This is a genomic window from Halomonas sp. 141 (assembly GCF_002810305.1).
In the GTDB taxonomy this organism is placed as follows: Bacteria; Pseudomonadota; Gammaproteobacteria; order Pseudomonadales; family Halomonadaceae; genus Vreelandella; species Vreelandella stevensii.
Map to the genome: position 1 here is coordinate 1 of NZ_PINZ01000042.1, position 19168 is coordinate 19168.

The following is a 19168-nucleotide window of genomic DNA, read 5'->3' on the forward strand; positions in this document are numbered from 1 at the left end:
GCTCCCCCCCCGCCCGCCCACGAGCCCCCGCCCCCCCACCCCCAGGACGACGCGCAGCCAGAGCCAGAGCCAGAGCCAGAGCCAGAGCCAGAGCCAGAGCCAGTCAAGCCCGCGCTGCAAGAGAAGCCGGTGGCCGAGCAGGGCGAGAAGAAGGGCTGGTTTGCACGCATCAAATCGGGGCTGGGCAAGACCCGCGCCAACCTGACCGATGGCTTGGCCGATCTGTTTCTGGGCAAGAAGCATATCGATGACGAGCTGCTGGAAGACCTGGAAACCCAGCTGTTGATGGCCGATGTGGGCATCGAAGCCACCAGCGAGATCATCGAGCGCCTGGAAGCGCGGGTGTCCCGCAAGGAACTGAACAACCCGGAGGCGCTGTATCGCGGCTTGCAGGAAGAGCTGGCCGCGCTGCTGGGGCCGGTCTCCACGCCGCTGAATGTCCAGAGCGCCAATGGCGGGCCCTTCGTCATCCTGGTGGTGGGGGTCAATGGGGTGGGGAAAACCACCACTATCGGCAAGCTCACCCAGCGTTTTCAGCGCGAAGGCAAGAGCGTCATGCTGGCGGCGGGGGATACCTTCCGAGCGGCCGCCGTGGAGCAGTTGAAGGTCTGGGGTGAGCGCAACAGCGTCCCGGTGATTGCTCAGCACACCGGCGCGGACAGCGCATCGGTGATTTACGATGCGGTGGCGGCGGCCAAGGCCCGTGGGGTGGACGTGCTGATTGCCGACACGGCCGGGCGGCTGCATAACAAGAGCCACCTGATGGAAGAGCTCAAGAAGGTGCACCGTGTCATGCAGAAGCTGGATGACACCGCACCCCACGAGGTCATGCTGGTGCTGGATGCGGGTACGGGCCAGAACGCCATCTCCCAGGCCAGCACGTTCAATGATGCGGTGCCGATCAGCGGCATCACGCTGACCAAGCTGGACGGTACCGCCAAGGGCGGCATCATCTTCGCGCTGGCCAAACAGCTGGAGACGCCCATCCGGTTCATTGGCGTGGGTGAAGGCCTGGACGACCTGCGCCCCTTCGATGCCCATGATTTCGTCAACGCACTGTTTGACCGCCAGGGAGATGATAGCCGCGCATGATTGCCTTCGAGCATGTGGGTAAGCGCTATGGAGGGCGCTTTGATGCGCTGGCGCACCTGAACTTCCGCGTGGCCAGAGGTGAAATGGTCTTTTTGACCGGCCACTCGGGGGCAGGCAAAAGTTCGCTGCTGCGGCTCATCATGCGACTTGAGACTCCTAGCCGGGGCCGGGTGGTGGTGGCGGGGCACGATATTGCCCAGCTGCACCCCAGTCAGGTGCCGTTCTACCGCCGCCAGATTGGCGTGGTGTTTCAGGACCACCAGCTGCTGTTCGACCGCAGCGTGTTCCACAACGTGTCGCTGCCGCTGGAAATCCAGGGCGTCGAGCCACGAGAGGCCGCCCGGCGGGTGCGTGCCGCCCTCGACAAGGTAGGTCTCTTGCATCGCGAGAAAGCGCTGCCCATCGAACTTTCTGGTGGTGAGCAGCAGCGGGTGGGCATTGCGCGGGCAGTGGTCAACAAGCCAGCCTTGCTGCTGGCGGATGAGCCCACCGGTAACCTCGACCCACAGCTATCGGCGGATATCATGGGGCTCTTCGAGGATTTCAATCGGATTGGCACGACCATCATGATCGCCAGCCACGACCTGGCGCTGATTGCCCGGTTGCGTCACCGCATTCTGCGTTTGCAGGATGGTCGTCTGGTGGGTGACGAGGGAGCCTTATGAAGCGTTCGACACCCCGCCACCCTGCCACGCCGCGCCAGGGTGGCGCTGCCCCGCGAGCCAGACGCGCTGCACCCACCCCGTCTTCACCGAGCGAAGCGACAGCACGCAAGGGGGCGCGTTCGCAGCAGACACGTTTCAGCAGTCGCCTGCGTGCCTGGGGCAGGCACCATCGTGCCATGGCCATCGACAGCCTGTACCGGCTGGTGCGCCAGCCGCTGGGCAACCTGCTGACCATGCTGGCCATTGCGATTGCGCTGGTGCTCCCGGCCGCGCTCTGGCTGACGCTGGACAGCGCTCGCCTGCTGAATACCGAGCTGGATGAAAGCGCGACGCTGACGGTCTACCTCGACGTTGCCGTGGACGAAGCGCAGGCGGCGCGCATAGAAGAGGCGGTCGTGGCAGACGAAGGCGTGGCGCAGACGCGCATGATCAGCCCGGAAGAGGGCATGGCCGAATTCCAGCAGTCGCTGGGTATCGATGACACTTTGGCGGGGCTGGATGACAACCCGTTGCCCACCAGCATCGTGATCGCACCGCAAAGCGTCGACCCCGATGCCATGGCGGAGCTGGCCCATCGGCTCGAAACCCTCACTGGCGTAGACGAAGTTCGTGTCGATCTGGCCTGGGTGGAGCGGTTGCGCCATTTAGCCGAGCTGGGACGCCGGGTGGCGCTGGCGCTGGGCGTTCTGTTCGGCTTTGGCGTCTTGCTGGTGGTGGGCAACACCATACGCCTGGCGGTGGAAAGTCGTCGCCGAGAGATCGAGGTGGTGATGCTCATGGGGGCCACCCATGCCTTTGTCAGGCGGCCATTTCTCTACAGTGGTGCCTGGTACGGCATTGGGGGAGGCGTGATTGCGCTCGGGTTGCTGGGGTTGGGGAATCACTGGTTATCGCTGCCGGTAGCGGCCCTGGCAGCCAGCTATGGCGCCAGCTTCACTTTGCCGCAGCTGGATGTGACGGGCTCTACAATTCTGCTATCTTGCAGTACACTATTGGGCTGGTTAGGGGCATGGTTGGCAGTGACTCGCCACCTTTCCAGCATCCGCCCGCGCTAGGTGTCACGGCGCTGGCGCAGAGCATTCACGGTCATGTCATCTCAGCTTAATCGGCCAGTGATAGGCTTGAAGAGTTTACTGCCGCTGATGCACTGGCCTTGTGAACCTTGGCGGTTGATCAGGGTCTTATCAGTCAATTCCAGATGCGCTGGCCTCGAATTGCCCGCGCGTCGACCACGAAAGGTTTTAAGGGAGACCGTTTGCACATGAGCACTAGTCTTCTACCGGTGGGACAGCTGTCACCAGGCAACGACCTGGGCGGCTACATTCAGGCGGTCAACGGCATTGCCGTCTTGAGCGTCGAAGAAGAGCGCGAGTTGGCGTTTCGCCTGTATGACGAAGGCGACCTGGAAGCGGCGCGTCGTCTGGTGCTGTCGCATCTGCGCTTCGTTGTCCACATCGCGCGCAGCTATTCGGGGTACGGCCTGCCCCAGGCCGACCTGATCCAGGAAGGAAACGTTGGCCTGATGAAGGCCGTCAAGCGCTTCGACCCTAACCAGGGCGTGCGCCTCGTGTCCTTTGCGGTGCATTGGATCAAGGCAGAAATCCACGAGTTCGTGCTGCGCAACTGGCGTATCGTCAAGATTGCTACCACCAAGGCACAGCGCAAACTGTTCTTCAATCTGCGCAGCGCCAAGAAGCGTCTGGCCTGGTTGAACAACGATGAAGTCAACGCCATCGCCAAGGACCTGGACGTCAAGCCGGAAATCGTGCGTGACATGGAAGGCCGTTTGTCGGCGTTCGACGCTGGCTACGACGCAGCGCCCGGCGATGACGACGAGAGCGCTTATCAGGCACCTGCCTACTTCCTCGACGACGCTTCGGCAGACCCGGCGACGCAGCTGGAAGATAGCGACTTCGAAGAGGATTCGACGCGCCGCCTTCAGCTGGCCTTGCAGGCACTGGATGACCGCTCTCGGGATATCCTCCAGCGCCGCTGGCTGACCGATGACAAAGCCACGTTACATGACTTGGCCGATGTCTACGGGGTGAGCGCCGAGCGTATTCGCCAGCTCGAAAAGAACGCCATGAAAAAGCTTCGTCAGAAAATGGGTGATGCTGCCATCGCTGCATGATGTGAGCTTGTTGGGTGGTGCTGCTATTTAGTGCCACCGCCTAACGCTGAAAAGCCCGAGCCCGAGAGGGGTCGGGCTTTTTGCCTGATGCAGGTTGGCTTTACGGCAATGCCCGCGACTATTTCTGCGCCTTGTCTATTTTTCGCTCTGCTTTTCCTGCTAGATTTCCCTTTGGGCATTGGGCCCCGACGGCGGAGAGGCAAGGATGGGCAAGGTTCATTTCATCGGTGGTGAAAAGGGCGGTGTAGGCAAGTCAATGACGGCGCGGGTATTGGCGCAGTACTACATCGATCATCAGTGGCCCTTTCTGGGCTTTGACTGTGATGCCTCCCACGGGACGTTTTCACGCTTTTATCAGGACTACGCCTCTGCCGTTGTGGTGGGTGACGATGACAGCCTGGACGGCATGCTCTCTGCCGTGGAAGAGCACCCCGAGCGTGACCTGATCATCGACCTGGCGGCTCAGTCGGCGCAGCCGATCAATCGCTGGGTCGAGGAGACCGATGTCTTTGGTCTGCTCAATGAGCTGGGCATGCAAGTGGTCTGGTGGCATGTGATGGACGATGGCGCAGACTCGGTGACACTGCTGGAGCAGGTGCTGGACCGCTATCAGGAGCAGCCGGTCAGTATCGTCGTGGTGCAGAACCTGGGGCGTGGCGACAGCTTCGAGCGCTTCCAGCAGTCCAGGGTGTATCAGCAGGCCGTGGGACAAGAAGCCGCGTTGATCGAATTGCCACGGCTGCATACCAAACTGACCCAAAAGATCGACTTCAACAACAGCAGCTTTTGGGCGGTGGCCAATGACCGCAGCCTGATGAATATCGCCGAACGCCAGCGCATGAAGGTATGGTTGCGCAAGTCCTACGAGCAGCTCGAGAAGCTGAAGTCGCAGCTTGAAACCATTGACAACGGCTAGCAAGCACGCTTGACGCGTGATAGACTACGCCATCCTCTCAGACAAGACCCGTGAACGGGCAGCGAAATGACTGCTCGTTACACTATTTGGCAGAATTGAAAGTGCTGCCAAATCAATCGGTTGTTGTGGAAAGATCCGTACGGAAATGTCGTGCCAAGGCAATTGCCAGCCGACAGACACATAGTTAATCCGTTGCCGTTGATGGGCAACCTTTATTCTCCAAGGAGATACCTGTGGCGAACAGCAAGCAAGCACGCAAGCGCGCCCGCCAGGCCGAGACTCGTCGCGTCCTGAAATCCAGCCAGCGCAGCATGGTCCGCACTTACATCAAGCGCGTGATCAAGGCGATCAACACTGGCGATCATGGCAAGGCCATGGAAGAGTTCAAGGTCATGCAGCCGGTCGTTGACCGTATTGCTGACAAGGACGTGCTTTCCAAGAAGAAAGCAGCGCGCCTGAAAAGCCGCTTGAACAAGCGCATCAAGGCTCTGGCGGCGTAAGCCGGCAGTCGCCCTAAAAAACCGGCTGCGGCCGGTTTTTTTGTGTCCAAACGTTGCCCGTGCTGCTTGAGTCACCCTTTTTTCAGTATGGAACCAGTGATGAGTGCGAAGACACCGCCGCAAGCCAATATGTCGCCGCCGCGCCGAGGGCTGATGCGCTCTGGACTGGTGGTGAGCGCCATGACCATGATCTCGCGGGTCATGGGGCTGGTGCGCGATGTGGTGGTTGCCACCTTTCTGGGGGCGGGCAACGGGTCCGACGCCTTCTTCGTGGCGTTCAAGATTCCCAATTTCATGCGCCGCCTGTTCGCCGAAGGGGCCTTCAATCAGGCCTTCGTGCCGGTGTTGTCGGAGTACTCGACCCAGCGCAGCAAGCAGGAAATTCGTGAGCTGCTCAATGCGGTGGCGGGCAGCCTGACCGCCATCCTGGCGCTGATCACGGCGTTTGCCATGCTCGGTGCGCCCTGGCTGGTATGGCTGTTTGCGCCAGGCTTTGGGCGTGACCCCGACAAGCTGGCCATGACCGCCGACATGCTGCGCTTGACCTTTCCCTACCTGCTGCTGATTTCCTTGACGGCCTTTTCCGGCAGTGTTCTGAACACCTGGAACCGCTTTGCCGTTCCTGCGTTTACGCCAGTGTTGCTCAATCTGTCGTTGATCGGGGCGGCGCTGTTTTTAATGCCTCTAATGGAAGAGCCTGCCATGGCGCTGGCCTGGGGGGTGCTGATTGCCGGTGCTGCCCAGCTCGCCTTTCAGGTGCCGTTTTTGCTGCGCCTGGGGCTATTGCCAACGCCATGGCCCAACTTCGCCCATGATGGGGTCAAGCGTATTCTCAAGCTGATGGCTCCGGCGCTGTTTGGCGTATCGGTGTCGCAGATCAACCTGTTGCTGGACACGGTGTTGGCGTCGCTGCTGGTGGCCGGTAGCGTCTCCTGGCTCTACTACTCGGACCGTTTGGTGGAGCTGCCGCTGGGCGTGTTTGGGGTGGCGATTGGTACCATCATCCTGCCCGCACTTTCCAAGCGCCACGCAGAGCAGTCCAGCGAGCATTTCGCTGCCATGCTGGACTGGGCCATTCGCGTGGTGCTGTTGCTGGGCGTGCCTGCTGCGCTGGCGCTGGCGGTGCTGGCCGAGCCTTTCCTGATCACGCTGTTCCACTATGGAGCGATGACCGAGGTAGACATTCAGATGGCGGCCATGAGTCTGCGCGCCTATGCGTTCGGTCTGGTAGCCTTCATGCTGATCAAGGTGCTGGCCCCGGGGTTCTTTGCCCGCCAGGACACCAAAACCCCCGTGAAGGTCGGGATCGTCGCCATGGTCGCCAACATGCTGCTCAATTTGCTGCTGATCTGGCCGCTGGCGCACGCAGGGCTGGCGCTGGCCACGGCGCTGTCGGCGTTCCTGAACGCGGGGTTGCTGGGCTACCTGTTGTATCGTCAGGGCGTGCTGGTGTTTCAGCCTGGCTGGGGGCGGTACGCGGTGCAGCTGGGTGGGGGCAGCCTGCTGATGGGGGCGGCGCTCTATTTTGTGTCACCCCACTGGCAGGTGTGGCTGGAGTTCGACATGTGGCAGCGGATTCGCTGGGTGTCCGGACTGGTCGTACTTGGCGGTGGACTCTATTTTCTGTGGCTGACGGCGCTGGGGCTGCGCCCACGGCATTTCAGGATGAATAGCTAGGCTGAGGCGGGGCGTTGGTCAAGATGGCCCGATGGCAATCTTGACCTGCACCAGGCCAGCACGTTCGTTATAATCAAACGCTTTCAAGACGGCAGAGGTGCCATGCACGTCATTCGAGGTCTGCACAATCTGACACCCTCTCAGCGTGGCTGCGTGGCGACCATCGGTAATTTTGATGGCGTGCATCGCGGCCATCAGGCGATCCTGCAGCAGTGCCGAGAGCACGCGGCCCGCCTGGGAGTGCCCTTGACCGTGGTGGTCTTCGAGCCGCAGCCACGGGAGTTCTTTGCGGGTGACCAGGCGCCGCCTCGTCTGACGCGGCTGCGGGAAAAAGTGCGCTTGCTGCACGACCACGGTGCGGAACAGGTGCTTTGCCTGCCGTTCAACGACGCCTTGCGCAGCCTGACCGGCCGCCAGTTCATCGACCAGGTGTTGATCCAGGGGCTGAACGTCCGTCATCTGGTGGTGGGGGATGACTTCCGTTTTGGCTGTGATCGCCAGGGCGATTTCGAGCTGCTGGAAGCGGTGGGCAGTCACCATGGGTTTGGCGTCGAAAATACCCACACCTTCACGGTGGCAGGGGAGCGTGTGTCGAGCACCCGGGTGCGTACCTTACTGGCCAGCGGCAATTTCGAGGTGGCGGCGCGCCTGCTGGGCAGGCCCTATTCGCTGCATGGCCGCGTGGTGCGCGATCAGCAGTTGGGGCGCACCATCGGTGTGCCCACGGCCAATTTGCCGCTGCTGCCCCAGCCGCTGACGCTGCGCGGTGTGTTTGCCGTGGTGGCCGAGCTGCCGAACGGTGTTCGCCTGCCCGCCGTGGCCAACGTCGGTTTTCGGCCCACTGTGGGGGCCAAACGGCCCACCCTCGAAGTGCATCTGCTGGACTTTTCCGGCGACCTGTATGGTCAGCGGCTGACGGTTTACCCCTGCGCTCGGCTGCGCGGGGAAGTGAAGTTCGACGATTTCGACGCGCTGAAGGCGCAGATTCAACATGACCAGGCCAGGGCGCGCCGCTATTTTGCGGCGGCTGAGGCTGGCGTAGCACGTACTCTTCCGCTGGCCTCGGCCCCGCTTGGGCGTGAGACCGCTTCTTCTGATTTCACTTCGGCGGATAACGACGCCGATGCTAACGACGGCTGACCGGAACTATGGATTACAAGCACACGCTAAACCTGCCAGAAACCGACTTTCCCATGCGCGGCATGCTGCCGAAGCAGGAGCCAGGGCGCGTTTCCCAGTGGCAGGACATGAACCTGTACCAGCGCCTGCGCGAAGCCCGTGCGGGGGCGCCGCTGTTCGTCCTGCACGATGGCCCTCCCTACGCCAACGGCAGCATCCATATCGGTCACGCCGTCAACAAGATTCTCAAGGACATCATCGTCAAGTCCAAGAACCTGGCGGGCTTCGATGCACCCTACGTGCCCGGCTGGGACTGCCACGGCCTGCCCATCGAGCATAAGGTCGAGACCACCCATGGCAAGCACTTGGCGGCAGACAAAGCCCGCGAGCTGTGCCGTGAGTACGCCGGTGCCCAGATCGAAACCCAACTGGTGGATTTCGTGCGCCTGGGGATCATCGGGGACTGGGATCACCCCTACCGCTCCATGGATTACGCCAACGAGGCGGGCGAGATCCGCGCCCTGGCCGATATGGTCGAAGCGGGCTACGTTTTCAAAGGGCTGAAACCGGTGAACTGGTGCTTCGACTGCGGCTCGGCGCTGGCCGAAGCGGAAGTCGAGTACGCTGACAAGAAGTCCGATGCCATCGACGTGGCCTTCCCCGTGGAAGATGCCGACAAGCTGGCAGCGGCGTTCGGTCTGAGCGAGCTGGCCAAGCCTGCTGCGGTGGTGATCTGGACCACCACGCCCTGGACCATTCCCGCCAACCAGGCGCTGAACGTTCACCCGGACTTCACCTACGCGCTGGTGGATACCGGCGAGCGGTTGCTGCTGTTGGCCGAAGAGCTGGTCGAGAGCTGCCTGGAGCGTTTTGGCTTGCAAGGTGAAGTAGTGGCGACGACTCAGGGCAAACACCTGGATCTGATCAATTTCCGCCATCCGTTCTACGACCGCCTCTCGCCGGTCTATCTGGCGGACTATGTGGAGTCCGAGGTCGGCAGCACCGGTATCGTTCACTCGGCCCCCTCCTACGGGGTGGACGACTTCAACACCTGCCGCGCTTACGGCATGAGCTTTGACGACATGCTCAACCCGGTTCAGGGTAACGGTGTCTATATCGACGACCTGCCTTTCTTTGGCGGTCAGATGATCTGGAAAGCCAACCCGAACATCATCGACAAGCTGCGTGACGTGAACGCGCTGATGGCCCATACGCCTATCACGCACAGCTACATGCACTGCTGGCGCCACAAGACGCCGGTCATCTATCGTGCCACGGCCCAGTGGTTCGTCGGCATGGATATCAAAGGCAAGGATGGCAAGACCCTGCGCGAGCGGGCGCTGGCCGGTATCGAAGCCACCGAGTTCACCCCTGCCTGGGGGCAGGCGCGCCTGCACAGCATGATCGCCAATCGCCCGGACTGGTGTATCTCCCGTCAGCGTAACTGGGGCGTGCCGATTCCCTTCTTCCTGCACAAGCAAACCGGTGAGCTGCACCCGAACACCGTGGGGCTGATGGAAGAGGCCGCCAAGCGCGTGGAGCAAGAGGGCATTGAGGCGTGGTTCAAGCTGGAACCCTCCGAGCTGCTGGGCGCGGAAGCCGCCGACTACGAGAAAGTCACCGACACGCTGGACGTGTGGTTCGACTCGGGCACCACCCACCGCCATGTGCTGCGCGGCTCGCACCCCCATGGCCATGAGAGTGGCCCACGGGCGGACCTTTACCTGGAAGGCTCGGACCAGCACCGGGGTTGGTTCCACTCCTCGCTGCTGACCGGCGCGGCCATTGATGGGCATGCGCCTTACCGGCAGCTGCTGACCCACGGCTTCACCGTCGATGCCCAGGGGCGCAAGATGTCCAAGTCCATCGGTAACGTGGTGGCCCCGCAAAGCGTGATGGACAAGCTGGGGGCGGACATTCTGCGCTTGTGGGTCGCCTCGACGGACTACTCCGGCGAGATGGCCGTCTCCGACGAAATTCTCAAGCGCACGGCCGACGTCTATCGCCGTATTCGCAACACGGCCCGCTTCCTGCTGTCCAACCTGAGCGGTTTTGACCCTGCTCGGGATCAGGTGGCGTTCGGCGATATGCTGGCGCTGGACCAGTGGGTAGTGGACCGTGCGGCTCAGCTGCAGGGCCGTATCGAAAAAGCCTATGAAGAGTACCGCTTCCTGGATGTCTACCAGCAGGTACACGGCTTCTGCGCACGGGAGCTGGGTGGTTTCTACCTGGATGTCATCAAGGACCGCCAGTACACCACGCAAACCGACTCGCTGGCCCGTCGCAGTGCGCAAACTGCGCTGTATCACGTGGTGGAAGCGTTGAGCCGCTGGGTGGCCCCGATTCTGTCGTTCACCGCCGAAGAGATTTTCGAGCATATCCCCGGCCAGCGTGGCGACAGCGTGCTGCTGGAGACCTACTACACAGGCCTCTCCACGTTGGACGAGGGCGCCGAGATGGGCCGGGCGTTCTGGGAGCAGGTGCTGGAAGTGAAGCACTCGGTGAACAAGTGCCTGGAAGATGCCCGTAACGCCAAAGTGATCAAGGGCAGCCTGGCGGCGGAAGTCACGCTTTACGTGAACGACGAACTGCACACGGCGCTGGCCAAGCTGGGCGACGAGCTGCGTTTTGTGATGCTCACCAGTGAAGTGCATCTGGCACCGCTGGCCGATGCGGCCGGTGCCGAAAGTACCGAGCTTGAGGGGTTGAAGGTAGCCGTCAACGCCAGTGAGCATGCCAAGTGCGAGCGCTGCTGGCACCACCGCGCCGATGTGGGCAGTTTTGCCGCCCATCCGGACCTGTGTGGCCGCTGTGTGAGCAACTTGCCCGAAGGCAGTGGAGAGATTCGTTACTATGCCTAACACCGTGAGCGGCACGGAAGCGTCGACCCACCAGCGTCCGCCCATGCGGCGGCCGCTGCGCTGGCTATGGCTGGCGGTGGCGGTGATCGTGCTGGATTTGCTGACCAAATACGCCGCCAGCCATTTTTTGAGTTATGCACAGCCGGTTGAAGTGCTGCCGTTTTTCAACCTGACCCTGCTGCACAATACCGGCGCGGCCTTCAGCTTCCTGGCTGACCATCCTGGCTGGCAGCGCTGGTTCTTTGCCACGGTGGCCATTGGCGCCAGCATCGGGCTGACCGTGTGGCTCTCCAGGGTACGGGCAGACGAAAAGCTGCTGGCCATCGCGCTGCCGTTGATCATCGGTGGTGCGCTGGGCAACCTGTATGATCGGCTGATTCACGGCTATGTCGTGGACTTTCTCTCATTCCACGTGGCGGGCTGGTACTACCCGGCTTTCAACGTGGCCGATATTGGTATTACGCTGGGTGCCGTGGGGCTTATCTGGGAGTCGTTCATGGGCGATCGACGCCGTAAAAAAATGGCCTGAACGCCCCCGCGCCTACCTGTGAGGAACTATGGACTACCTAATTGACGATGGCATGGAAATCACCCTCCACTTCACGTTGAAGCTGGAGGACGGCACGGTGGTGGATTCCACCAAAGAGAAAGCGGCTGCCACGTTTCAATATGGCGATGGCAACTTGCCGCCGGGGTTCGAGCACCCCATCAAGGGCATGGCCGCCGGCCAGAGCGGGTCATTCCAGATTACCCCGGAGCATGCCTTCGGTCAGCATAATCCGCAGAATATCCAGACCTTGAAGCGAGCAGATTTTGGTGACGACGAGCCCGAGGTGGGTATGGTCATGTCGTTTGCCGACAAGGCGGGAACGGAACTGCCGGGCGTGGTCAAAACAGTAGAAGGTGACCGCGTGGAGGTCGATTTCAACCACCCGCTGGCAGGGCGCACGCTGACGTTCGAGGTCGAAGTGCTCAACGTCACGCCGATCACCAAACACTAATTTCCCGAGCGATGCAGGTTGCATCAAGGCGCATTTATGCAGTCATCAGAGTCATCTCAGCCCATTCAGATCAAGTTGGCTAACCCGCGCGGATTCTGCGCCGGGGTCGACCGTGCGATCGATATCGTCAATCGCGCGCTGGATGTCTTCGGCCCGCCGATTTATGTGCGCCATGAAGTCGTGCACAACCGCTTCGTGGTGGAAACGCTGCGCGAGCGCGGGGCAGTCTTCGTCGAAGAACTCCATGAAGTGCCCGACGATGTGATCGTCATCTTCTCGGCCCACGGCGTTTCCCGAGCGGTTCAGCAGGATGCCGAACAGCGTGGTCTGAAAGTTTTCGATGCCACTTGCCCGCTGGTCACCAAGGTACACATGGAAGTGCTGCGCTACGCCAAACGCGGCCAGGAGTGCATTCTCATCGGGCATGAAGGCCACCCCGAAGTCGAAGGCACCATGGGGCGCTACGACACTTCCCATGGGGGCAAGATCTATCTGGTGGAAGACGAACAGGACGTTGCCAATCTGGTCGTCAACGACCCTGCGGCGCTGGCGTTCGTCACCCAGACCACGCTCTCCATGGACGACACGGCCAAAGTGATCGACGCGCTGCGGGAGAAGTTTCCCGAGATCCAGGGGCCGCGCAAGGACGATATCTGCTACGCCACTCAAAACCGCCAGGATGCCGTGCGCGAGCTGGCAGCGGACAGCGACCTGGTGCTGGTCGTGGGCAGCCCCAACAGCTCGAACTCCAACCGCCTGCGGGAGCTTTCCGAGCGCATGGGGACCCCCGCCTATCTGATCGACAATGCCGAGCAGATTGAGGCTGCCTGGCTCGAAGGCGTCAAGCGCATTGGCGTCACTGCTGGTGCCAGCGCCCCGGAAGTGCTGGTGAAAGGCGTCATCGACCAGTTACAGACGCTAGGCGCAGAAGCCCCCGTGGAGCTGCAGGGGCGTGAGGAGAACATCACCTTCTCCATGCCCAAAGAGCTACGCGAGCGTGTGATCGTTAGTGAATAATCATCAGTGAGACAGCGTTAACACCTGAGCTGTTCATGGAGGTGCAAAGCGTATCGGTTTGGGACATACTCGAAGTATGGTTCAGTTGATACGGGAGCACCGCGCGTGCCAGATCGCTCTATCCCCCCTGTGGGTGGCAACTTTCCCCCACAGGGGTTTACCCTCATCGAGCTGCTGATCACCGTCGCGATCATCGGTATCATCGTCGGTATCGCCTACCCCAGCTATAACCGCTATGTCGAGCGTTCCCTGCGCACCGATGCGCATGCGGGCCTGCTTCAGGCCGCCTCCGAGATGGAGCGCTGCTATTCACGTCAATACTCCTACAATGGCTGTACCGTCACGGCCACCTCGCCCGATGGTAACTACGCCATTACGGTCGCCAATGGTGGTGACGAAGACGGTGGTTTCCTGCTAACGGCTTCCAGTGAGCGAGACGATGGCTGCGAACAAGACTTGCAGTACAACGCCCGTGGCGAAAGACTGCCTGCTGCCTGCTGGTAAGCACCGGCAGCAAGGCGGCTTCTCCTTGGTCGAGGCACTCGTGGCGCTGGTGGTGCTGTCACTTGGCCTTATCAGTATTGCTGCCATGCAGCTGAAAGCCTTGCAGGCCGTGCAGCGCGGCTATCAGCAAACGCTGGTGAGCGTAGCGGCGCTGGATGCCCAGGAACGGGTCTGGGCGGCGACGCGTCATGCCGAGGGCTGTCAGGATATCCCGCTTGCCGAGATCGAGCGTGCCTGGCACACGGCCTGGTTCGCTGCTTCAGGTGGGCCGCTTATCCGCCATGCCAGGGCGGCTGATAGCACCATTACCCGGCAAGATTGCCTGTTCGAGGTGACGCTCGGGCTGGACAGCGCGTTGGACGCAAGCGCCCAGTCGCTTGTTTATCCTTTTCAACTCCCTCTTTAAAGAGTGTGGTGGCGCCTATGGAGAGGCAAAACGGCTTCACCCTGACAGAGATGGTGGTGGCCATGGTGGTGGGCGTCACCATTGTGATAGGGGCAGGGCAGCTCTTCTTGAGCACTCTGCACACATTTAGGCAGACAGAAAGTCTCGGGCGCCAGCAGGAGGCGCTGATTTTCTCCGTTGCCCACATTACGGCCACGTTACAGCGCCACGGGGCATACGACGCTACGGGAGAGCCGTACTACCGGTTACAGTGCGTCCCGTCAGCCAGTGAGTGTCGCTGCACACTACAGGATATGTCGCGAGCGCAGCCGCTGGTGACCTTCCAGGCTGCAGAGGGTGCTTCCTGTGCACGCGATGAACCCGTCGGCACCGTCGTTGGACAGGCGTCTGACGTGTATCAAGTAGTGTTGCCGTTAGGACCCAGTGGTCAAGCAGTCACTTTTCATGTGGCCCACCGGGAAGCGTTATTCCATCCGGATGAATAGCCTGGGGGGCTCGAGCAGATGAGCACTCAGCGAGGCGCTGCGCTGGTCATTGTCATGGTGCTGCTGGCCAGTGCTCTGGTCACGGCGATGATGGGCATGCAGTCCGCCCTGGTGGACGAGCGGCTCGCGGGCAATTTCCGTGCTTCCCTGCAGGCTCAAATGAACTCAGGGAGTGCGGCGGCACACGCATTGTGGCGATTCGACGAGCTATCGTGGGAAGGCGCGCCGCAGATAGAAGTTCCCGCCACGGTGCGCTTCGAAGACTATCTTGGTCATCCCCATGCCCAGCGCGTGTCCCAGGATTGCCCATCCCAGGGCTGCCTGTTCGTGCCGGTGGTGTTTCAAGGCGAATCATGGGTCATGGCGTTGGGGGCCGTGCTGTCTGAACGTGATGGCATCGTGGCCCAGAGTGAGCCCGTCTTCGTGCGGCTGGACACTCGAGCGGATGGACAGGCAGTCGTCGTTTGGAAATAGGCGTACAATAGCGTATCGTTTTTCACCTTTATTCAGTTGGATCCAGATCATGAGTCAGATAGCCAAAACCCGCGTGCTGACCGGAATTACCACGACGGGGACGCCTCACCTCGGCAATTACGTCGGGGCCATCAAGCCTGCCATCGAGGCAAGCCAGGACCCTAACGTGCAGTCGTTCTACTTCCTGGCCGACTTTCACGCCCTGATCAAGTGTCAGGACCCCAAGCGTGTTCAGGCGTCACGCATGGAGATCGCCGCTACCTGGCTGGCGTTGGGTCTGGATACCGATAACGCCATCTTCTATCGCCAGTCGGATATCAGCGAAATTCCCGAGCTGATGTGGATGCTGTCGTGCGTCTGTGCCAAGGGCCTGATGAACCGAGCCCATGCCTACAAGGCCGCCGTGGCCGAGAACGAAGAGGCAGGCGACCAGGAACCGGACAAGGGCATTACCATGGGGCTGTTTAGCTACCCGGTACTGATGGCCGCCGATATCCTGATGTTCAATGCCCATAAAGTGCCGGTCGGGCGCGATCAGATCCAGCATATCGAGATGGCACGTGATATCGCAGGGCGCTTCAACCATCTGTTCAAAGGGCAATACTTTGCTCAGCCGGAAGCCGTGGTCAACGAAAAGGCAGAGGTGCTGAAAGGCCTGGACGGTCGCAAGATGTCCAAAAGCTACAACAACACCATTCCGCTTTTTGTCAGCGAGAAAAAGCTGCAAAAGCTGGTGCGCAAGATCAAGACCAACTCTCTGGAACCTGGTGAGCCCAAAGACCCCGACACGTGTACGCTGTTCCAGATCTATGCCGCGTTTGCCAGCGATGCCGAAACCGCCACCATGCGTCAACAGTATGAAGAAGGTATTGGCTGGGGAGAGGCCAAGGATCAGGTCTTCGAATACCTCAATGCCCATCTCAGCGCGCCGCGTGAACGCTATAATGCCTTGATGGAAGACCCTGCCCATATCGAAGCCATATTGCAGAAAGGTGCTGAGCGTGCCCGTGCCGAGGCATCCATCACCATGGATAAGCTGCGTTCGGTGGTTGGGCTGGGGCGTTTTGTTTAATTATTCACTTTTGGAATATTAACCTTTCAATAAAGAATTTCCGGCGTTTACGCCTCGCCGTTAGGCTTATAACTATTGTCCAACTTAGCCAAGCGCCTTGCTGTTGCAGGCGCTTTTGGCGTTGCTAACAGGTGAATTATGGCGACTACCTCAATGGTGGCTTCGAGCTCGTACCGCGTGCCCCTTCTGGCCGTGGCAGCGATTGTGCTGGGGGCGCTCGTGATTGGCGTCATCTTTGGCGCCAATATCGGGCTGCTGATGATCGTGGGTGGCCTGCTGGGTATGGTGCTCTATCATGCAGCGTTTGGCTTTACGGCGGCCTGGCGGGTGTTCATTACCGAGCGTCGTGGGCGTGGCTTACGGGCGCAAATGATCATGCTGGCGATTGCCGTAGTGTTGTTTTTCCCGGCGCTGGGGGCGGGGTCGCTGTTTGGTACGCCGGTGAGTGGCTTCGTCTCGCCGATCGGCATTTCGGTGCTGTTCGGTGCGTTCATCTTCGGTATCGGCATGCAGCTGGGGGGCGGCTGTGCCTCGGGCACGCTGTTTACTGCTGGCGGTGGTAATGCCCGTATGCTGATTACCCTGGTGTTCTTTATCGTGGGCTCGGTCATTGGCTCCGCGCATTTCACCTGGTGGCAAAGTTTGCCCGCCTTCCAGCCGGTGTCGTTGGTCAATGTGGCTGGTGTGGGGGGCGGCATCGGCATCAGCCTGGTGCTGTTCGCTGCCATTGCCACCTTTACGGTGATCATGGAGAAGCGCCGGCATGGCCAGCTGGAGCAGGTCCCCGCGGTTGATAAGCCCGGCGTGGAGCGCTGGCTCACGGGCCCCTGGCCGCTGGTGGCGGGGGCCGTGGCCTTGGCGCTGCTCAACTTTGCCACTTTGGCATTGGCGGGTCGCCCCTGGGGCATTACCTCGGCCTTTGCGCTGTGGGGCGCCAAGGCGTATGAGCTGGTGGGCGGCGATGTGAGCCAGTGGGGTTATTGGCAAGCACCGGGTAACGCGGCCGCGCTGGAAGCCAGCGTGTGGAGCGATATCACGACGGTCATGAACGTGGGTATCATGCTGGGGGCACTGGCTGCCGCCCATCTGGCCGGGCGTTTCGCACCGAATTTCCGTATTCCGCTGCGCTCGGTGTTGGCCGCTGTGATTGGTGGCCTACTGCTGGGGTATGGTGCGCGTTTGGCGTTTGGTTGCAATATCGGTGCTTACTTCAGCGGCATTGCGTCGGGTAGCCTGCATGGCTGGGTCTGGATGGCAGCAGCATTTGCGGGCAACATGATCGGCGTGAAACTGCGGCCGTTTTTCTTTGCCGGGGAAGAGGGGCGTCGTCCCACGGCCAAGAGCTGCTGATCGATAGCGTTTTGGTGTACTCGATGAACACCTCGGCCATGGCCGGGGTGTTTTTTTATGGCCATTGCTGGCGCTGCTTCTACCTTTGTCGCACGACCATGTTACATTACGCACAAACGTCGCCAACGCCCAGCGTTGCTGCATTGCAATTGACATAAAAAGAGAGTGCCATGTCTACGAAGAGTAAGCGCCCCCTGTACATTCCTTACGCCGGTCCTTCGCTGCTTGAAATGCCGCTATTGAACAAAGGCAGTGCGTTTACTCAAGAGGAGCGATTGGCGTTCAACCTGATCGGCCTGCTCCCGCAAAAAGTCGAAACCATCGACGACCAGCTCGAACGTGTCTATCGCCAGTACCAGCAGTGCCATAGTGACCTGGAGCGCCATATTCATCTGCGCGCCATTCAGGACGATAACGAAACGCTCTATTTCCGTCTGGTGTCCGAGCATCTGGAAGAGATGCTGCCGATCATCTACACCCCTACCGTGGGGCAGGCGTGCCAGGAGTTTTCCAATATCTATCGTAACCACCGGGGCTTGTTCATCAGCTATCCGGACCGCGAACATATGGACGACATCCTGCGTAGTGCCACCAAGGACAACGTGAAGGTCATTGTGGTAACCGACGGCGAGCGTATTCTTGGCTTGGGTGACCAGGGTATCGGCGGCATGGGTATTCCTATCGGTAAGCTGGCGCTGTACACCGCTTGTGGCGGCATCAGCCCTGCCTACACGCTGCCGATCATGATCGACGTGGGCACCAATAACCAGGCGCTGCTGGATGACCCGATGTACATGGGGTGGCGTCACGAGCGAGTCAGCCAGGAAGAGTACGATGCCTTCATGGCCGAGTTCATTTGCGCCGTGAAGCGTCGCTGGCCGAATGTGCTGCTGCAGTTCGAGGATTTTGCCCAGGCCAACGCCGTGCCATTGCTGGAGCGCTACCGCAACGAACTGTGCTGCTTCAACGATGACGTGCAGGGAACGGCCTCTGTAGTGGTGGGTACGCTGATGGCTGCCTGTCAGGCGCGGGGCGAAACCATTGCGCAGCAGCGGGTGGTGTTCGTGGGCGGTGGTTCGGCGGGGTGCGGTATCGCCGAGCAGGTAGTGGTCTCCATGGAGGCCGAAGGTTTGACCGAAGCAGAGGCGCGAGCGCGCATCTTCATCGTCGATCGGGATGGCTTGATGACCACCGACCAGACCTGGCAGCGTGATTTCCAGCGTCGTCTGGCCCATGATCCTGCGCTGGTAGCCAACTGGAACGGTCAGGGGCTGGAAGAGACCATCGCCCAGATCAAACCCACCATCCTGATTGGGGTCTGTGGCCAGCGGGGCATCTTTACCGAACAGGTCGTGCGTACCATGCATGCAGGCTGTGAACACCCGGTCATCATGCCGCTCTCCAACCCCACCTCCCAGGCAGAAGCCGTGCCTGAGGACGTGATTCGCTGGACCGACGGCCAGGCCTTGGTAGCCACGGGTAGCCCCTTTGCGCCGGTGGTCTACAACGGGCGGACCTACCCCATTGCCCAGTGCAACAACGCTTATATTTTCCCCGGTATTGGCCTGGGGGTGATTGCCGCCGACGCCCACCGCGTGACCGACGAGATGCTAATGAGCGCCTCGCGTGCTCTGGCCCGTGAAGCACCGCTGGTCAGGGAGGGGCAGGGTGCGCTGCTGCCACCGCTGTCGCGCATTCGTGAAATCAGTAAGTCGATTGCTTTCGAAGTGGCTGCCCAGGCGCAGCAAAACGGCGTGGCGCTGAAAACCAGCGGCTCGGAGCTGCGTGAGCGTATCGAAAAGTCCTGCTGGTCGCCGGAGTATCGCTTCTACCGTCGCCGCGCTTTCTAAGGCGCGGTGCAAAAAAAGCCCCCACCAAGGTGGGGGCGATGCAAGCAT

At 60.8% G+C, this 19168-nt stretch carries 19 protein-coding genes; all 19 read left to right on the top strand.

Annotated elements, in window-relative coordinates:
• On the top strand, positions 1-1092 hold a 1092-nt coding region (gene ftsY / locus CWI66_RS14395), incomplete at its 5' end, for a signal recognition particle-docking protein FtsY (protein WP_100732051.1).
• A complete protein-coding gene (ftsE, locus tag CWI66_RS14400) occupies positions 1089-1757 on the top strand; it encodes a cell division ATP-binding protein FtsE (RefSeq protein ID WP_016916020.1) in 669 nt (222 codons plus the stop codon). The genes ftsY and ftsE, both read left to right, overlap by 4 nt.
• On the top strand, positions 1754-2812 hold the full coding sequence (gene ftsX / locus CWI66_RS14405; protein ID WP_081138844.1) for a permease-like cell division protein FtsX: 1059 nt from the start codon (positions 1754-1756) through the stop codon (positions 2810-2812). The genes ftsE and ftsX overlap by 4 nt, the downstream gene beginning before the upstream one ends.
• A gap of 206 nt (positions 2813-3018) precedes the next feature.
• Positions 3019-3888, top strand: coding sequence for an RNA polymerase sigma factor RpoH (gene rpoH, locus CWI66_RS14410; RefSeq protein WP_026001966.1), 870 nt, complete (start codon positions 3019-3021; stop codon positions 3886-3888).
• 205 nt (positions 3889-4093) lie between these two features.
• Positions 4094-4804 carry a nucleotide-binding protein gene (locus tag CWI66_RS14415; RefSeq protein WP_100732052.1) on the top strand — a complete coding sequence of 237 codons (711 nt, stop codon included), beginning with the start codon at positions 4094-4096 and terminating at the stop codon, positions 4802-4804.
• 233 nt (positions 4805-5037) lie between these two features.
• Positions 5038-5304, top strand: a complete 267-nt coding sequence (rpsT, locus tag CWI66_RS14420; protein WP_016916025.1) for a 30S ribosomal protein S20 — start codon at positions 5038-5040, stop codon at positions 5302-5304.
• 99 nt (positions 5305-5403) lie between these two features.
• Positions 5404-6981, top strand: coding sequence for a murein biosynthesis integral membrane protein MurJ (gene murJ / locus CWI66_RS14425; RefSeq protein ID WP_100732053.1), 1578 nt, complete (start codon positions 5404-5406; stop codon positions 6979-6981).
• A 102-nt stretch (positions 6982-7083) separates the two neighbouring features.
• Entirely contained in the window at positions 7084-8121 is a 1038-nt protein-coding gene (gene ribF, locus CWI66_RS14430) for a bifunctional riboflavin kinase/FAD synthetase (protein ID WP_100732054.1), read from the top strand.
• Between the two features lie 8 nt (positions 8122-8129).
• Positions 8130-10961, top strand: coding sequence for an isoleucine--tRNA ligase (gene ileS, locus CWI66_RS14435; RefSeq protein ID WP_100732056.1), 2832 nt, complete (start codon positions 8130-8132; stop codon positions 10959-10961).
• Positions 10954-11490: a signal peptidase II gene (gene lspA, locus CWI66_RS14440; protein WP_016916030.1), complete on the top strand. Its 537-nt coding sequence runs from the start codon at positions 10954-10956 to the stop codon at positions 11488-11490. Before ileS ends, lspA begins: the two co-directional genes overlap by 8 nt.
• A 28-nt stretch (positions 11491-11518) precedes the next feature.
• Positions 11519-11962 carry an FKBP-type peptidyl-prolyl cis-trans isomerase gene (gene fkpB / locus CWI66_RS14445; RefSeq protein ID WP_081138848.1) on the top strand — a complete coding sequence of 148 codons (444 nt, stop codon included), beginning with the start codon at positions 11519-11521 and terminating at the stop codon, positions 11960-11962.
• A 36-nt stretch (positions 11963-11998) separates the two neighbouring features.
• The gene (ispH, locus tag CWI66_RS14450; protein WP_016916032.1) at positions 11999-12979 is read left to right on the top strand and encodes a 4-hydroxy-3-methylbut-2-enyl diphosphate reductase; all 981 of its coding nucleotides are present in this window, start codon (positions 11999-12001) and stop codon (positions 12977-12979) included.
• 105 nt (positions 12980-13084) lie between these two features.
• On the top strand, positions 13085-13483 hold the full coding sequence (locus tag CWI66_RS14455) for a type IV pilin protein (protein ID WP_269799722.1): 399 nt from the start codon (positions 13085-13087) through the stop codon (positions 13481-13483).
• Complete coding sequence (locus tag CWI66_RS14460) at positions 13452-13889, top strand: type IV pilus modification PilV family protein (protein WP_232710928.1); 438 nt, start codon at positions 13452-13454, stop codon at positions 13887-13889. Before CWI66_RS14455 ends, CWI66_RS14460 begins: the two co-directional genes overlap by 32 nt.
• A 17-nt stretch (positions 13890-13906) precedes the next feature.
• Positions 13907-14374 (top strand): PilW family protein, encoded by a 468-nt coding sequence (locus CWI66_RS14465; protein ID WP_100732058.1) that lies wholly within the window; start codon positions 13907-13909, stop codon positions 14372-14374.
• A gap of 18 nt (positions 14375-14392) precedes the next feature.
• Positions 14393-14848 carry a pilus assembly PilX family protein gene (locus CWI66_RS14470; protein ID WP_100732059.1) on the top strand — a complete coding sequence of 152 codons (456 nt, stop codon included), beginning with the start codon at positions 14393-14395 and terminating at the stop codon, positions 14846-14848.
• 49 nt (positions 14849-14897) lie between these two features.
• Positions 14898-15920, top strand: coding sequence for a tryptophan--tRNA ligase (locus tag CWI66_RS14475; protein WP_100732061.1), 1023 nt, complete (start codon positions 14898-14900; stop codon positions 15918-15920).
• Between the two features lie 138 nt (positions 15921-16058).
• Positions 16059-17270, top strand: coding sequence for a YeeE/YedE family protein (locus CWI66_RS14480; RefSeq protein ID WP_100732062.1), 1212 nt, complete (start codon positions 16059-16061; stop codon positions 17268-17270).
• A 170-nt stretch (positions 17271-17440) separates the two neighbouring features.
• Positions 17441-19120 carry an NAD-dependent malic enzyme gene (locus tag CWI66_RS14485; protein ID WP_081138858.1) on the top strand — a complete coding sequence of 560 codons (1680 nt, stop codon included), beginning with the start codon at positions 17441-17443 and terminating at the stop codon, positions 19118-19120.
• The last annotated feature ends 48 nt before the right edge of the window (positions 19121-19168 follow it).

What these genes read in the sequence shown, in the direction of transcription:
- ftsE (WP_016916020.1), top strand. Translation starts at nt 1,089, where the DNA reads ATGATTGCCTTCGAGCATGTGGGTAAGCGCTATGGAGGGCGCTTTGAT.
- ftsX (WP_081138844.1), top strand. Translation starts at nt 1,754, where the DNA reads ATGAAGCGTTCGACACCCCGCCACCCTGCCACGCCGCGCCAGGGTGGC.
- rpoH (WP_026001966.1), top strand. Translation starts at nt 3,019, where the DNA reads ATGAGCACTAGTCTTCTACCGGTGGGACAGCTGTCACCAGGCAACGAC.
- CWI66_RS14415 (WP_100732052.1), top strand. Translation starts at nt 4,094, where the DNA reads ATGGGCAAGGTTCATTTCATCGGTGGTGAAAAGGGCGGTGTAGGCAAG.
- murJ (WP_100732053.1), top strand. Translation starts at nt 5,404, where the DNA reads ATGAGTGCGAAGACACCGCCGCAAGCCAATATGTCGCCGCCGCGCCGA.
- ribF (WP_100732054.1), top strand. Translation starts at nt 7,084, where the DNA reads ATGCACGTCATTCGAGGTCTGCACAATCTGACACCCTCTCAGCGTGGC.
- ileS (WP_100732056.1), top strand. Translation starts at nt 8,130, where the DNA reads ATGGATTACAAGCACACGCTAAACCTGCCAGAAACCGACTTTCCCATG.
- lspA (WP_016916030.1), top strand. Translation starts at nt 10,954, where the DNA reads ATGCCTAACACCGTGAGCGGCACGGAAGCGTCGACCCACCAGCGTCCG.
- fkpB (WP_081138848.1), top strand. Translation starts at nt 11,519, where the DNA reads ATGGACTACCTAATTGACGATGGCATGGAAATCACCCTCCACTTCACG.
- ispH (WP_016916032.1), top strand. Translation starts at nt 11,999, where the DNA reads ATGCAGTCATCAGAGTCATCTCAGCCCATTCAGATCAAGTTGGCTAAC.
- CWI66_RS14465 (WP_100732058.1), top strand. Translation starts at nt 13,907, where the DNA reads ATGGAGAGGCAAAACGGCTTCACCCTGACAGAGATGGTGGTGGCCATG.
- CWI66_RS14470 (WP_100732059.1), top strand. Translation starts at nt 14,393, where the DNA reads ATGAGCACTCAGCGAGGCGCTGCGCTGGTCATTGTCATGGTGCTGCTG.
- CWI66_RS14475 (WP_100732061.1), top strand. Translation starts at nt 14,898, where the DNA reads ATGAGTCAGATAGCCAAAACCCGCGTGCTGACCGGAATTACCACGACG.
- CWI66_RS14480 (WP_100732062.1), top strand. Translation starts at nt 16,059, where the DNA reads ATGGCGACTACCTCAATGGTGGCTTCGAGCTCGTACCGCGTGCCCCTT.
- CWI66_RS14485 (WP_081138858.1), top strand. Translation starts at nt 17,441, where the DNA reads ATGTCTACGAAGAGTAAGCGCCCCCTGTACATTCCTTACGCCGGTCCT.